3 protein-coding genes and 1 pseudogene are annotated in these 14483 nt (G+C 72.9%); 1 reads left to right on the top strand and 3 read right to left on the bottom strand.

The window, feature by feature from the left end:
* Positions 1-57: 57 nt before the first annotated feature.
* Positions 58-287, top strand: a pseudogene (locus ACH427_RS31560) (transposase); the annotation flags it as partial.
* Between the two features lie 6 nt (positions 288-293).
* On the opposite strand, the gene ACH427_RS31555 reads toward ACH427_RS31560, so the two are convergent.
* From ACH427_RS31555 to ACH427_RS31545, 3 genes are all read right to left on the bottom strand, one after another.
* Complete coding sequence (locus ACH427_RS31555; RefSeq protein WP_398875122.1) at positions 294-6524, bottom strand: beta-ketoacyl synthase N-terminal-like domain-containing protein; 6231 nt, start codon at positions 6522-6524, stop codon at positions 294-296.
* Between the two features lie 6 nt (positions 6525-6530).
* On the bottom strand, positions 6531-12524 hold the full coding sequence (locus ACH427_RS31550) for an SDR family oxidoreductase (RefSeq protein ID WP_398875120.1): 5994 nt from the start codon (positions 12522-12524) through the stop codon (positions 6531-6533).
* Between the two features lie 69 nt (positions 12525-12593).
* Entirely contained in the window at positions 12594-14243 is a 1650-nt protein-coding gene (locus ACH427_RS31545; protein ID WP_398875150.1) for a PfaD family polyunsaturated fatty acid/polyketide biosynthesis protein, read from the bottom strand.
* Between the last annotated feature and the right edge of the window lie 240 nt (positions 14244-14483).

Genomic DNA, 14483 nt, shown 5'->3' with positions numbered 1-14483 from the left:
TCCAAAAGGACGGGGCTGGGCTGCAACGTGATCCCTGAACGGCACAGGTGATACGCACCCGAGCACAACCTGCGGCAGGTCATGAACGTGATCCTCTGCGTGGACCGCACCGGCATCCCCTGGCGCTGTCTCCCGCACGACTTCGCCCTCTGGGCCACCGTCTACGGCTACTGCGCGCAATGGCGGCACGACGGCATCTTCGAGCAGCTCACCGGGCTGCCGCGGCGCCTGGTCCGCGAAAGGAGGGACGCAACAGCGGACCGTCGGCCTGCGTACTGGACTCCCGCCACTCCCTACGCATCAGGCCGGGACGCGGGAATCAGGCGCATGCCGAGCCGCTGTACCCGGTAGATGCGGCGGCCGTCGACCCACAGCCAGCCGTCGGCGAGAGCGTACCGGCCTTGGTGGTCCGTGCCATCCTCGACGACGTCGATGCCGACCGTCACGATCCCGTCGGTCGGCACGACCTGGCCCCGGTAGCGCCAGGTGAACTCCTTGTCCGTCAGTGGCTGGAGAGCGCCTGCCGCGATGTCCTCCGCGGGGGCCGTGTCCAGCAGGCGGTACTGGAGGAGCTGGGCCATGGCCTCCACCCCGAGGGAGCCGGACTGCACCGGGTCCGTGAAGAAGTGGGCCTTGAAGTACCAGGCGCCGGGGTCGACGGGCTTCTCGGCTCGCAGCCGGCCCAGGCCCGCGGGACCACCGTCCGGCCAGTAGCCGGTGACCCGGTCCAGCATGCGCAGCATGGGGCCGGGCAACCGTGCGCCCGTGCCGGGGCGTTCGGCCGTCAGGTCGGCGACCGTCTCACAGGGCGCCGCCCACTGGGCACGCTCCTCGCTGTCCGGGGGAAGGCCGGCCTGATGCTCGAGTGCCGTCTGGGGAAAGAAGCCGAAGGACGACGTCACCGTCAGCAGGGGCATACCGTCGGCCTCGCAGTCGACGGTGAAGGAGACGATGGTGATGTCCCCGTGCCGGACGGAGCCGGTGAGTTCCACCCGGGTACGCAAGGTCCGGGCGTCCGGTCCCACTTGCCGGTGTAGGCGAGCGGTGCCATCGAGGTTGCGGAAGACGGAGCGGGGGCCGTCGGCCAGGGAGGGATCGGCGGTGCGTACCGCCAGCCAGCCGCAGGGTTGCAGCACGACTTCCATCAGCGCCGTCCAGGGCATCACGGCGCTGCCGTTCTGTTCGAAGTACCAGACCTCCGGCGGCACGTCGTACTCCGCGACGATGGCGCTGCCGGGCCGCGGATCGGCGCGAGCCGCGTCGAGGGACACGATCCGGCTCATGAAGTGGTAGGGCGGACCGGGCAGTCGGATCGAGGTCGCCGACTGTTCCATGGCCGCCGCCCACGGCCCGAAGGCATGGCCGGGACGCCCCCAGGCACACGCGAGCAGTGACGGGTAGCCGAAGGCGAAGCCGTCCTCCGTCGCGACCGGCCGGGGTTCACGGTGTCCCACCAGGCCGCCCAGCAGCCGGGGTTCGAGGCACACGCCAGTCGTCTGTTCGCGGTGCGGACCCAGGTCCCGCCAGTGCTCCAACGGGGTGTCCCGCACCAGACGCACCGCCATGCCCTGGCCGTGGAACGCGTTGACCCCGTCCACGCTGACCATGACCTCCGCGTACAGCACGGGGTCCGGTCCTGTGCTCAGGCCGGTGACGTGGACCTCGTAGACCAGGCGCCGGCTCGCCGGGGTCGCCTGGCCCCGGCAGCGGAACCGGCCGGTGAGGCCAGGCAGGGGCTCGAAGCGTGCGCCGTCGCGGTCGATGGTCAGTCCGAGCGCGGCGAGATGGAAGGCCATTGCCTGTTGTGCGCCGTGGCTCATCAGGGTGCCGGGCAGGACGGGGTCGTCCTTGAAGTGGCCGTCGAAGTACCAGCCGTCCGGACGCAGTCGTGTCTCGGCGCGCAGGTAGCCGCGTCCGAAGGCGCCTCCGGCCGGTTCGAAGGCGGTGACTTCGTCGATCAGCAGGAGGCGTCCGCCGTCGATGCGGGGGGTCCGCACGTGGGCCCGAGTGGCTTTCCAGGCGGGGCCGAAGCAGTCGTGGGGCCGTCCGCCGGCGAAGGCCCGTACGGCCTCCGCGTCGAACCGGTCGGCGTCGGCGGGTGGTGCGACCGGTTCGAAGGGCAGACCACGGCAGAGGGTCGCGTCGGGCTCCCACGGGATTCCCCGTGCCGCCGCGAGTTCGGTGTCGGTGAAGAATCCGGCCTGCCCGTTGCGGATGCTCACGATGCGCTCGTCGCCGACGAAGCAGTCGGAGTGGAAGAAGAACAGCCGGGTGCCCTCGTGCTCCGCGTGTCCGTCGATGCGGATCTCGTAGCGCAGGGTCTGCCCCATGCGGGGTGCGCTGCCGTGGTAGGTGGCCGAGCAGCCGAGCAGCCGGTAGACGCGCTCGCCCCGGTTGAGAAGGTCGATGCCCAGCCAGCTGATGAGGAGCAGGTCGGCCTGGCCGGCTTCGATCAGCAGGCCGGCGGGGACCCGCCCGGTGTGGTCGAGGAACCAGGAGTCGGGCCCGAGGTCGGTTTCCGTCCAGATGGTGCCGCGCCCCATGGAGCCCGGTGCCGCGTCGATGCCCGTGACGCGGTCGACCAGGAGCAGGGGCGGCGCGGGAAGCCGGGTCTGGTGCCGGTAGCCGTCCTGGGCGGTGAACAACGGGCCGAAGAGCTCGGAGACCGGCCCGACTGCCAGGCGTTCCAGCTCCGCCCGGCCGAACTTCGGTCCGGGCAGGGCGGGGGGCGGCGGGGATGGCGGGTCTGCCGGGGGCACGGCGCCGGGCATCGGGGCAGCCCGCGGCGGCGGAGGTGCCGTACGAGCCGGGAAGCGCGTCGGCAGCTGTTGTCCGCGCAGGTAACGCTGGTGAAGGGCGGTTTGCTCCGTCACATACAGCCGGTGCAGGGCGGTGACCCGATTCCGGTACCGCACGGCGGCGGCATGGACGTTTCCGGGTTCCGGTGAGTCGGGCGGCGACGTCGTCGGCCCGGCCGTCTCTCGACCGTCGGCCGGGAAAGCGGAGGGGGCGGTGGGCGGGGCAGGCGCCGTGCCCATCATGGTGACGAGTGCGTCCGGTACGGGCAGTCGGACGGCCGGAGGGTGGGAGGGCACTCGCAGCGTCCGGTCCGGCTCCCGCCCGGCGCGGTCACCGTCCTCCGGGCCGAGCAGGCGCAGCAGCGGTGCCGGGTCGCACAGTCCGGCTTGCGTCAAGCGCTGTACCGAGCGGCGCAGCCGGTCCAGAGCCCTCCCGCCGGGTGTGTCGAGCGCCACGGCCAGGTGTTCCCGGCCGGCCAGGATGCGGCCGATCCAGTCAGTGCACTGGGAGCCGGGGCCATGTTCGACGAAGACGCGGACGCCGTCCGCGTACGCCCGCTCGATCACCGCCGTGAAGTCGATGGTTCCCATGGCCTCCTCCGTGATGGTGTCGGCCACATTCTCCTCGGTGGGCAGATACGGCTCGGCGGTGTCGCCGCGGTAGAGGCGGAGGCCCGGAATCGGCACCGTGCGCCGCAGGTGGAGCCGGTGCCAGGATTCGCGGACGGTCTCCAGATCCGGGGCGTGGGCGGCGATGTCGTAGTCGATGCGGACCGCCTGATGAGGGAAATGCTCGCGCACCAGGGCGACGCAGGCGGTTTCCTCCCCGCCGATGACACAGACGCCGGGGGCGTTGACCGCCATGAGGTGGACGGCCGGTTCGCGGGCGACAGCCTCGCGCACGTGCGCCAGCGGCCCGGTGACCAGATAGTTCCGCCAGCGGTGCCCGGTGATGCCACGGGCCTGCCAGGCCCGCCGGACGGCGCGGAACTCGCCCGTCACCTCGTGCGTGAACAGCTCGCTGTGCCGGGCGTCCTCGATCAGGTCCGCAGCGTCGGGCCACACGCCGAGGGCGACCATCGCGGAGGTCTCGCCCGAGGAGTATCCGATGGCCGCGTCGGGCCGCAGGCCGAGCACGTGCCGGGTGATCGCCGTGTGCAGCGCCGCCAGGCGGGTGGCGGACCAGATCCGGTCGAGCGCTCCGTCGGCGGCGAAGCCCGACGGGGACAAGGGAGCCTCCTCGAGGTCGCAGCGCTGCCGGACGGACTCGACCAGATCCGGCAGGGCGAGGGCCAGTTCCCGGCCCATGTGCGGGTAGGAGGCGGAGCCGTTGGTATACACGAAGGCGACCTGTGGGCGGCCCCGGACGAGCACGGGTGCGGGCGGGGCCTGCAACCTGACGCGTCGCTGCGGGCCGCGCAGGACCGGCACGACGATTTCCGCCGTGCGCAACCGTGGGTCCAGTCCGGCGCACCGCCCCGGCCAGGGCCGGATGCCGTGGCGCAGGGAGGCCACGGCGACGGCGACGGCGAGCAGGCCGGCTGCGGCGTGGGGGGTGCCGAAGAGTGCGGAGACGGTGCAGCGGTCCTGCTCGCCGTCCAGGGGGACAGTGCTCACCCGGAGGTCCGGCGGGCCGCCGTCGGTCTCGTCCAGGAGCGCCAGCGGAGGCTCTCCCGCCCGCTCGGCGTCCGGCAGACGCTTGAGGACCAGGGCAACCGCGGCGTCCCCCGGTTCCGGGTCCGCGCCGAGGTCCCGCAGGGCGGCCCGGTGCACCGGGTCGTGCGCGAGGTCGGCGGCTGCCACGAGCACGGCGTCGGCCTCGCCGGTGCGCAGGAGGCGAGCGGCCAGGGAGAGGGCGACGGTGCCTGAGTCCTCTTCGGCGGATACAGTGAACCCCGGCCCGGTGAGGTTGAGTTGGCTGTTGATCCGGTTCGCCGCGATGTTCATCATGGCGCCCACCACCCCCGCCGGGGTGCCGGGAGAGGCGAACGCGTCCCGCAGCCCGGACGGCGGACCGGCCGGGGCCGGCAGCCCGGAGCGCCGCCAGATCTCGTCGATGCGCCGCCGCGCCATGTGCCGTGCCACTTGCGGATCGACGCCGGCCCCGACGACGACGGCCGTGTGCGGGGCCGGCAGGGTGACGTCGCGGGCCGCCTCGCGTGCGACGTCGAGGGCGAGCAGCTGCTGAGGCAGGGCCTCGCGCAGGTCCAGTGGCGGGAAATGCAGCCCGTCCAGGGCGAGTTCGGCTGTCTCGCGCGCTTCTTTGTGCGGCTGTCCGGTGCACAGTGCGGCGACGAGATCGTCGGTACCGCCGTTCCGACCGACCCGGGCGGCGAGCGCGACCACGGCGACGGGGGTGTCGCGTCGCGGCGGAGCGGGGGCGGGAACGGGCAGGAGCGGTGCGGCACGCGTGTCCCAGGCGTCGAGGACGAGATGGGCGTTGGTGCCGCCGAAGCCGAAGGAGCTCACCGCGGCCCTGCGGGGGGCGGTCCAGTCCTCGTGGTCGGTGACGAGCCGGAGAGGGTGTTCCTCCAGTACCGTGGGGGTGCCGTCGTGCGGGGTCGCGGGCCGGACCCCAGAACCCAGTGCACCGATCGCCTTGAGCAACGCGGCCGAGCCCGAAGCGGTCAGCAGATGACCGACGTTGGCCTTCACCGACCCCACCGGCAGAGCGGGATGGGCGGCGAAGACCCGGCCTGTCGCGTGGGCCTCGACGGCGTCGCCGACGACGGTTCCGGTGGCGTGGCACTCCAGCAGCCCCACCGACTCCGGAGGCACCCCGGCCGAGGCGTAGGCCGCGCGCATGGCACGTTCCTGGCCGGCGGCGTCGGGAGCGATCAGCCCGGCGGCCCGGCCGTCGTTGCCGAGCCCGATGCCGCGCACGACCGCGAGCACCGGCCGGTCCTGGGACAGGGCGTCGCTCAGCCGCATGAGGGCGAAGAGGACGGCGCCCTCGGCCGGGACCAGGCCGTCGGCCTCACGGTGGAACGGCCTGCTGCGCCCGGTCGGGCTGAGCACGCCCATGGTGGCGAAACCGCGGTGGATGAGCTGGGAGTCGGAGCAGCTCACCGCGCCCGCCAGCATCAGGTCCGCGGACAGGTCCTGGAGCCGGTCGCAGGCCAGCTTGACCGCGTACAGCGACGTGGCGCATGCCGCGTCCAGGGCGTACGCGCCACCGTGCAGTCCCAGCGCGCGGGCCGCGAGCAGGGCGGGCAACCCGGAGGAGAAGCGGTTGAGGGCATCAGGGCGGGGCGCCACCGTCTCCAGCAGGGCGTCCCGCACCCGGGTGTCCTGGACGGAGAGCCATACGTGCTCGGCATGGCGGACGGCGGCGGTGCTGGGGTACGAGAGATTGCCGATCACCAGGCCCGCGCGCGGCGGCACCGCAGCGGAGTGCCCCGCCTCGTCGAGGGCTTGCCGGCCGGCGTACAGGGTCCACTGGAAGAGCGGGTCCAGACGCAGGATCTCGGCACGGTCGAGGCCGTACCCGGAAGGGTCGAAGACGTCGTCGAAGCCGCGCACGTACCCGCCGACGCCGGTGACTCGGTGACTCGGGTGCCCGGTCGGGGGGGCTGCCGCGCCGTCCCGGGGGAATCCCCACCTGTCCCGGGGGGCGGGGCCGAGGCTGATCCGGCGCGCGAGGAGGTTCGCCCAGAACTGCTGTGGGTTCAGCGCGCCCGGCAGTACGAGGCCGCGCCCCACGACGGCGACGGGTTCGAAGGACATCCGCGCTCACCCCTCGCGTTCCTGGTCCACTGCCGTGGAATCGGGCCTGCGGACCAGCTCCACATCGAGCAGATCCGCGAAGGGGGCGCCGTCCCCCTCGGTCAGCCGCACATGGCACCGGGCCATGGTGCCCTCGGCCCGCACCGGCAGGACCACGCACGTCACAGCCCCGCGCGCGGGGCCTCGTCGGTATGCGTGCAAGGTGCCGACGACCATGGGGAGAGTGGCGTGTCCCAGGGCCTCACGGGCCCAGAGCACGGCGATCTGGAGGCCGCCGTCGAGCGCGGCCGGGTCGCTGTGCCAGATGTCACCGGTCCAGCCCAGGTCGGTCACGCTGGCCAGCGTGCCGCGGGCGCCGTCCGGTCCCGCTGCTTCGAGGGACGTCACCGCGCGCATCATCGGGCCGTGGAAGAGCAGTTCACCGTCGTAGGGATCGGTCCGCCCCCAGGGCGGTAGATCACCCGCGGGTTCCGGGAGACCGAGCGGTGCCGCGTCCGGCGCGGCGCCGCCGGTCTCGGCGCTTCCGGTGAAGTGCAAGGTGCCGGCCCGGCACAGTTCGAGGGAGAGCCTTGCGGGGTTTCCGGGCCCGAGCCGGCCACTGAGGGTGAACTCCGCGCCGTCATCGCCGTTCTCGCCCCAGGCAGCGGGCTGCACCGCCCGGACGTCCCGCAGTGTCATGGCTGTGGTGCCCGGGCTCCAGTTCCGGACCGCGCCGAGGAACCACTCCCCCGCCTGTGCGAGCGGCAGGATCGCCCTGCCGCCGACGACGTGATCGGCCAGATACGGGTGGGTCGCCCTGGAGACGCGCACGCGGGCGCGCTGGGGGTGGCGAAGACTGGCCGGCGGCAAGAAGCTCGGAGGGGCTTCGCGGGGCGGTGCGGCCATGAGCAGCACTCGGTGGTGCTCGTCCCGGCTCAGCTCCTCCACGAATGCCTCGGCACCGGTGTCGGCCGCCAGCAGGGGCACGCCGGTCGCGTCGAACCGGTCGGCCAGGGCAGAGGTGACCATCCCTGTCCGCCAGGGGCCCCAGTCCAGGGAAAGGACCCGGCAGCCCGGCCGGGCCGTCGCCTCGACGGCGGCGACATGGGCGAGCGTCTCGTTGGCCATGGCGTAGTCGCTCTGCCCGGCGTTGCCGAAGCAGCCGGCCACCGAGGAGAACAGGCAGACAGTGCGCACCGGGTCGGCGGCGGTCGCGTCCAGGAGAACGCGCAGCCCGGTGACCTTGGTGTCGAAGACCTGGTCGAAGTGTTCGTCGGTCTTGTCGGTGACGCGTTTGTCCGCCAGGACTCCGGCACCGTGGACGATGCCGGTCACCGGGCCCCATCGCGCCCGTACGGATTCCAGGGCGGAGTCCACGGCGTCGCGGTCCCGGACGTCGGCGGTCAGGTAGCGCACGGGCGAGCCGGCTTGCTCGATCGCGGCGAGGGTCGCCTTGATCTCCCGGACGGCGAGGATGTGGCGGGCTCGTCGGGTGAGGGCGAGCGGGGCGTCGGGGGCGTGCGCGGAGAGGGCCCGGACCAAGGTGGCCTCGTCGGCGTCGGCCGGCAGTCCCGGGGGTTCCTCGTCCAGCGCAGTACGGCCCAGCAGCGCCAGGTGTGGCCTGCGGGCCCGGGCGAGCGCGGTCAGCGCCGCGGCGGTGATCCCGCGGGCGCCGCCGGTGGCGACGAGGACATCGGCGGGGCCCGGTCCGCCGGACGCGGGGGCGGCCGGGTCGGCCGGGACCGCCAGCGTCGTCACCCGGCTGCCGTCGGCAGGCAGACCTGCCTCCATCAAGGGGCCACCTTCCAGCAGCTCGCCGGTCACCGCGTCGGCGACGGCGCGGGGCGACCGGCCCGATCGGGCGCAGTCGATGGCTTTCACCACTGCTTCGGGCCATTCGGCAGCGAGTGTGCGGACCAGGGCTGTCAGGCCGCCGAGCCACGCCCGCCCCCCATGGGTGCCCCGGAGGCCGAAGTCGCCGCCGGTGTCCTGTGCCGTGATGAACAGCCCGCCCTGGTCCGCGAATCGTGGGGCCACCAGCCGGGCCGCGCGGAAGGCCGCGCGTTGGACCTCCATCGCGGCCTCGGCGGTCAGGTCCTCGGCGAGACCGCCCAGCAGAAGCACGGCCCGGCTTTCCGGCGTCGGCTCCGCGACGGCTTCGGCGGGAACTCCCCGCTCACGCAGCCGTTCGACCACCGGTGTGGCGACGCCGGAGCCCCCGTCGACGACGTACAGGACGTGTTCCCCCAGGCCGGGCATCGCCAGCCCGCCGGGCGGGACGGGAACGGTACGCAATGCGTAACGCCCCAGGGCGGGCTGATCCGGGGCGGGGCCGGGAGGAAGCCCCGGCGCCGCGGCAGGGTCAGGAGCGGGCATGGGTGCGGCCGATTCCGGAACGGACGCCGTACCGCCCACCGTGCTCCGCCATCTGTCGAGGACCTGCCGGAGCGTCCGCAGGGACGCGAGTTCCATCGGGTCGCCCTGGATCTCGGGCAGGTCACCGGCCGCCCGTTGGCTCAGCACGGAGAGGATCTCCACGCGCTTGATGGAGTCGATCCCCAGATCCGCCTCCAGTTCCATGTCCAGGCCGAGCATCTCCTGTGGGTAGCCGGTCCTTTCGGCCACGACCGTCAGCAGCGCCTTCTCCAGCTGCCCCGCGTCGAGCGCCACCCTGTCCGGTCCGGCGACGGACCCATTGCTCTGCGGTGTCGCAGCCGACGGCGCCATGGGCGGGGCGGTCGTCGCGGGAGCCGCCCGGTCGTCCGGCTCGCGGGTCGGGGGCAGGGCGTCGGGTGCCGGAGGAGCGCCACCGTGCTGCTCGGGGACCGGCACCCAGGGCGACCCCGCAAGCGCCGCAAAGGACTTCTCGGACATCCGCAGGAAGGCCACATGGGCCTCGCTCATGGAGCGCAGGAAGACGGCATGGGCGTCGGCGGTCTGCCCGCGGGTGTCCTCGAGCATGGCCGACCAGCCGTCGTCCTCCACCGACGGCTGGGGAGGAGCCGCGTCCGGTGGAGGTACGGCGGCCGCCACGAGAGGCTCCGGAACGCCGGGCAGGGCGGGTGCGTGGGGCATCTCGGACACGGTCGATGCCGTCGGCTCGGCCCCGGCGGGCTGTGCGGGGCAGGAAGGCGGGGTGGCCGCCCGCCTCTTCCCGCCCGGGCCCGCCTGGTCCGCCGCAGCGGGCGGATAGCGCCGCCCGCGGTTGCCGCCGCTGATCGGTACGGTCATTCTCGGGCTCCGTTCCTGATCGGCGGGCGGTGTGGCGTAGTGGTTCCAGTAGGACGTGAAATCCATGGCGATCCCGTGCACGGCGAGCCGCGCCAGGGCGTCCTGGAACGCGGTCACGCCGTGCGTGCCGCGCCGGTCGAGGGGAACGGCCAGGTGAGGCCGGTCGCCGAGGATCTGGGCCACGAGCGAGGTGAGCACCGCGCCCGCGCCCGCCTCGACGAATGTGCGTACTCCGGCCTGGTACATGGCCTCGATCTGGTCGGCGAACCGCACGGGTTCGGTCAGGTGCCGTACCAGACGGGAGCGGGTCTCCTCGGCGTCGGCCGGGTACGGGGCAGCGTCGATGTTGGAGAGGACCACGGGCCCGGGGGGTGAGAGGACGGCCTCGGCCAAGGCTGCGGCGAACGGTTCAGCGGCGGCTGCGACGAGAGGACTGTGGAAGGCGGCGGACACGGCCGGCGACAGGGTGCCGATGCCCGCGTTCCTCATCCGCGCGGTCACGGCGGCGACCGCCTCGGCCGTGCCCGAGACGACCGTCTGGCGGGGGCCATTGGCGTTGGCGATCCACACGTCCGGTACGTCCGCCTCTGCCAGCGCTTCCAGCGTCTCGCGGTGGCCCGCGAGGACCACCAGCATCGTGCCCGGGGTCACGGCAGCCGCGTCACGCATCGCCCTGCCCCGGGCGAGGGAGAGGCACATCAGCGTGTGGGCGTCGTAGGCGCCCGCCGCGTGCAAGGCGATGAGTTCTCCGAGGCTGTGGCCGGCGACGCAGTCCGGCCGCAGGCCGAGCTCCTCCAATAGGGACAGCAGGGACAGGCTGTGCGCGGCCAGGGCGGGCTGTGCCCATTCGGTGCGTGTGAGCAGCTCCAGCTGCGCGGCCTGCTCCTCCTCCGATACGGGCGGAGGAAAGACCACGCGGTGCAGGGGCGTTTCGTCGGGCCCCACACCGCCCACCGCGTCCCAGACGGCCAAGGCCCCCGGGTGGTGGGCTGCCAGGTCGGCCCCCATGCCCACGTACTGCGACCCCTGCCCCGGGAACAACCAGGCCATTCGGCCCGGTTCGGTGCTCCCGGTACCCCAGTGCACCGCCGACGGCAGGCCCGGGCTCTGCCCGGCGTCCAGGGCCGCGGCGGCCAGGTCGAGCCGTTCGACGAGCTGATGGGTGTCGGTGGCCAGCACCGCGAGTCGCCGGGCGGCCCCGGGCCGGAACGCCTGTTGGCTGCGGTGCGCCAGTGCGGCGAGGCCGGGCCCGGGGAGGGCGCTCTCCGCCGCGCTCTGCCGCAGACCGGCCATGTGCCCGCGCAGTTCGTCGTCGGACTCGGCGGAGAGCAGGAGGAGTTCGGTCGGTGCGGTCCGCAGGCGCGGCCGGGTCCCGTCCGGTGCACCGGACGGGACCCGGTGCTCTTCCAGCGCGATGTGGAAGTTGCTGCCGCCGAAGCTGGAGACGGAGGCGCGCCGGGGCGGGCCGCCCGGCCGGACCCACGGCCGGGTCCGCGTGTTGAGATAGAACGAGTTGTTTCCCGCGCGCAGGGCGGGGTGCGGGCGTTCCGCGTTGATAGTGGGCGGCAGCACTTTGTGGTGCAGGGCGAGGACGGCTTTGAGGAGACCGACGGCTCCGGCAGCGCTCTTGGTGTGGCCGATCTGGGACTTGATCGACCCCAGTGCACACCACTGCGGGCCGGTCCGGCCGGACTCCCCGAACACCTCCTCCAGGGCGGCGAGTTCGACCAGGTCGCCCACTTTTGTTCCGGTGCCGTGCGCCTCGACGAGCTCCACGGTGCCGGGCGCGTAACCGGCTTCCCGGTAGGCCCGGCGCAGGGCCAGCGCCTGGCCCTGCGACCGGGGCGCGTAGATGGCCGATCCGCGCCCGTCCGAGGAGCTGCCCATGCCGCGGATGACCGCATAGACGCCGTCCCCGGCGCGTTCGGCATCGGAGAGCCGTTTGAGGGCGAACATCACCACCGCCTCGCCGAGCATGGTGCCGTCGGCGTCCTCGGAGAACGGCCGGCACTCCTGGGCCGGGGAGAGCGCCGGGGTGGTGGTGAAGCAGCGGAACATGCCGATGTCGTTCGTCACGTCGATGCCACCGCTGATCACCAGGTCGGCGCGGTCCAGAGAGAGTTCATCGAGGGCGGTGGACAAGGCGGCCAGCGAACTAGCGCATGCCGCGTCGGTGGTGTGGTTGGTTCCGTGGAAGTCGAAGCGACTGGCGATGCGGCCGGCGACGACGTTGGAGAGCAGACCGGGAAAGGTGTCCTCGGTCGGTTCCGGGTAGTACGCCAGGATGCGGTCGCACGCCGCTTGGGCCTCTGCCTCGGACAGACCGTGTTCGCGCAGCGCCGCCAGCCAGACGGGCCGCTGGACCAGGGCGTTGGACTCCGTGAGGAGGCTCAGCGCGGACGTGCCGAGCACCACGGCGACACGATCGCGATCCGGCAGGGCGGCTCCGCCGTCCGCGGCGTCCCGGAGCACCTGGTCGGCGACCGTCAGCGCGAGCAGCTGCGCGCTGTCCGTCGACGCCAGGCTCTGCGGCGGGATGCCGTGGGCCATGGGGTCGAAGCCCACGGTGGGCAGGAAGGCCCCGCGTCGCACGTAGACCTTCTGCGGCGTGCCGGGGACGGGGTGGTAGTGGTCGTCGATCAGCCATCGGTCCGGCGGGATGTCGCGCATGAGGTTCCGTCGGCCGAGGATCAGCCGCCAGCTCTGTTCGACGTCGCGGGCATCCGGCAGCAGAGCTCCGAGGCCGACCACGGCGACGGGTACCCGGGCCGGGAGACGCTGGTCTGGCATGACGTGTGTGTCCTCGCGGTGGGGAGTGGATCGGGGACGGAGCGCGCGGCCGGGCCGACCGTGCCGGGGCTAGGCGAGCCGCCGGGGCCGGAAGTCGAAGACGGTGGCGGGCACGGCGACGCCGTGGCTGCGCAGTTGGTGGGCGCGGGTGATGGCGGCCGCGCCTTCGAGGAGGTTCAGCGCGATCTGGACCACGTCGCGCCGGGCGGGGTCGGCCAGGAAGCTGTCCGTCACCCAGCGGTTGAAGGCTCCCATGGCCGGACCGCACCAGATCTGGTAGTCGGCCCGGCGCTCGGTGTGCCCCGTGACCGCCCAGCGGCTCGACATGCCCAGGTACCAGCGGAAGACCAGGGCCATGCGGTGCCGGGGTTCCCGCTGCGCCCGCTCGGCCTGGGACGGGTCCCGTCGCTCCCAGAACAGCAGGGTCTCGCCCCAGACCGTCTCGAAAGGGGCTCGCAGGATGTCCTGCTCGACCCGGTCCCGTTGCCGCGGCGGGATGTCCTCCCAGCTCTCGTAGGCTTGGTAGAGCTCGTGGAGCCGGGCGGCGCGCGCGGCGAAGAGGGTTCCCCTGCGCAAGACTTGGAGCTTCACACCGAGTTCGAACATGTCGGCCGCCGGCGCCATGACCACGTCGGCGACATCGGCCTGCGCCAGCATCGCCTTGGCGTCGTCCGACAGGGCCGCCTCCCTGGCGGCCTGATTCACCGAGCCGGTGACCACGTATGCCGCGCCCAGGGCGAAGGCCCCGGCCACCGCGGCGGGTGTGCCCAGCCCGCCCGCCGCACCGACGCGCACGGCGCGGTCGTAGCCGTACGTGGCGGCCATGTCGTCCCGCAGGGCCAGCATGGCGGGCAGCAGGACCGCCAGCGGCCGGTTGTCGGTGTGACCCCCACTGTCCGCCTCGACGGTGATGTCCTCGGCGAGCGGCACACGTGCGGCCAGTTCGGCCTCCTCCGCGGACAGCCGCCCCTGTTCCGTGAGGAGGCGCAGCAGGGGCTCGGGCGCGGGGGACATGAAGGGCTCCGCGACCTCGGGCCGGGACACCTTGGCGAACAGCCGTGTCCCCCGCAGGATCCGGCCCTGCGGTCCACGGCGCAGGCCGCTGGCGGCGACCCGTACCACCGAGGGGGTCAGGGACATGAAGGCGGAGGCGGAGACGACCGGAACACAGTGGCGCAGTGCGATGTCGACGATCCGGTCCTCCAGCCCGGGCTCGCCGGGTGAATGGATCAGGTTGACGCCCCAGTTGGGCTTCCCGGCGAGCGCGGAGGCCAACTCGGCCACGGATCGCTCGACACGCTCCGGTTCAAGTCCGGCGGCTCCGAAGAAGCCGAGCATCCCGGCCCGGGCCATGGCGACCACCATGGCGCCGGTGGCGATGCCGTTGGCCATCTCTCCGGTGGCGTAGGGGAATCGCACGCCATGTGTTTCCCGGAACGACCGGTCTCCGAGCCACTCCGGGTAGAGCGGCGGCAGGGTACCCAGCAGGGGCAGACCGTGCCGGCCGACGGCGGCCGGGCCCGTGGAACCTCCGACGGCGAGCCCGATGTCTCCTGCCCCCGTCGGGGCGGCCACGAGGTGAACGGTTTCCCTGACGTCCGCGGCCAGACTCGCGATCTCCGTCGGCGAGCAGGCGGCCGGGCGATCCCCCGGATACCACAGGACTGGTGCGGTGCGGGGTGGAGCAGCAGTCGCCCGACTGGGAACGCTCACGGGCATCGGGAGGACGGGAAAGCTGGGCACGAGTTACTCATTCCCTATTTATAAATCTGTGCGTATCGCGAAATCCATCACTCACAAGAGTGGGGACCCCGCCTCTGGCCCACTTTTCGCGGTGCCCGTTTCCCGCTCACCAACCGCCTAATGCTCGATTCCTCTTTCGGTGGGTATATGTCCTGGTGACAGGTCGGTCTCGGGGGTGGGGTGCCGGGCGATGGTCTTACGGACACGGCAGGACAG

This window comes from Streptomyces sp. NPDC020379 (assembly GCF_044387105.1).
Lineage (GTDB): Bacteria > Actinomycetota > Actinomycetes > Streptomycetales > Streptomycetaceae > Streptomyces.
This window is presented reverse-complemented; position numbering and strand designations above follow the sequence as displayed.

Excerpts from the sequence above, each read along its gene's own strand:
- ACH427_RS31550 (WP_398875120.1), bottom strand. The coding sequence starts at position 12,524 with ATGCCAGACCAGCGTCTCCCGGCCCGGGTACCCGTCGCCGTGGTCGGC.
- ACH427_RS31545 (WP_398875150.1), bottom strand. The coding sequence starts at position 14,243 with ATGCCCGTGAGCGTTCCCAGTCGGGCGACTGCTGCTCCACCCCGCACC.
- ACH427_RS31555 (WP_398875122.1), bottom strand. The coding sequence starts at position 6,524 with ATGTCCTTCGAACCCGTCGCCGTCGTGGGGCGCGGCCTCGTACTGCCG.